The 1,343-nt window shown below is 33.5% G+C and carries 1 protein-coding gene; it reads left to right on the top strand.

Annotated features, from left to right (window positions below; genetic code table 11):
* Window positions 1-54: 54 nt before the first annotated feature.
* Complete coding sequence (locus KPL38_RS19260) at window positions 55-1,074, top strand: IS30 family transposase (protein WP_312884284.1); 1,020 nt, start codon at window positions 55-57, stop codon at window positions 1,072-1,074.
* Window positions 1,075-1,343 lie beyond the last annotated feature (269 nt).

Genomic DNA, 1,343 nt, shown 5'->3' with positions numbered 1-1,343 from the left:
GATAGTCCAAGCTGTCGAAACCGTTATTGTCGCTTTTGCTCAAGATGCACTGATATTTGTTCTAATTACAAAAAATATATATGCCCATTAACATCAAAACCACCTTATGTTTGCAACGGATGTGAAAAACTTAAAAAGTGCACCCTCCAAAAATCTTTCTATAGTGCGGCTACCGCCCAAAAAGAATATGAAACTTGTCTTTTTGAATCACGTAGTGGAATTACCACAACGGAAGAAGAAGTTTTACGTTTAGATAAAATAATCAGCCCACTTATACAAAAGGGGCAATCAGTTCACCATATATGTTCTAACAACAGGGATATCATAATGCACAGTGAGAAGTCAATTTACAACTACATTGATTTTAATCTTTTTTCTGCTAGAAATATTGATCTCCCTAGAAAAGTAGTATATCGTCCAAGAAAAAAGTCTAACAACAATTTTAAAGTAGATAAATCTTGCAGAATTGGTCGCACTTATGAAGACTTTTTAACCTTTATGAAAGAAAACCCGGATACGTCAGTTGTTGAGATAGATAGTGTGGAAGGAATAAAAGGTGGCAAGGTTCTTCTCACTATTCTCTTCACAAACTCTCAATTTATGCTAGCATTTATTAGGAATGCTAACACTTCACAGTCTGTAATTGATATTTTTGATGATCTCTACTTGGAACTTGGTCCAGATATTTTTTTAGAACTCTTTCCAGTAATTCTCACCGATAACGGCAGTGAGTTTTCAAATCCAGAAGCTATTGAGTTTGATAAACTAGGTAATCCAAGAACTCATATATTTTATTGTGATCCTTCGGCCCCATATCAAAAGGGTGCTATTGAAAATAATCATGAGATAATCCGTAGGATTGTTCCAAAGGGACACAGTTTTAATTCATACCTACAGAAGGATATTTCATTAATGATGGCTCATGTCAATTCCTACGGAAGAAAAAAGCTGAATAACCGGTCACCATACTCGGTATTCAACTTCCTTCATGGAATTGTTACACTTGAAAAACTCGGTTCAGAATTCATCTTACCAAATGATGTTACTCTGATACCTAAGTTACTAGAAAAATAAAATAATATCAGGCAAGTATTTCTGTTAGGTATATCGTACAAATTTATAACATTTTGAGGGGTGGATTTTACATTCGCGAAAAAAAAGTTAAATTCCACCCTTTATTTGGTATACCCTAAAACAGCCAAGATTTGCTTGATATACTTCATATTATAACTATTTTGTTAGAAGAATAGCAAAAATAAACGTTTTTTTATTGAAAAACTTTTTCAACTCTTTTTACGGTGGAAGTTAACTCTGCAAAGTGGAAGTTACTTTTTCAATTCACC

Origin of the sequence: Clostridium psychrophilum, from assembly GCF_018861705.1 — a bacterium.
Lineage (GTDB): Bacteria > Bacillota > Clostridia > Clostridiales > Clostridiaceae > Clostridium_AD > Clostridium_AD psychrophilum.
Note: the sequence above shows the minus strand (reverse complement) of the source record. Positions and strands in the feature narration are given on the sequence as shown.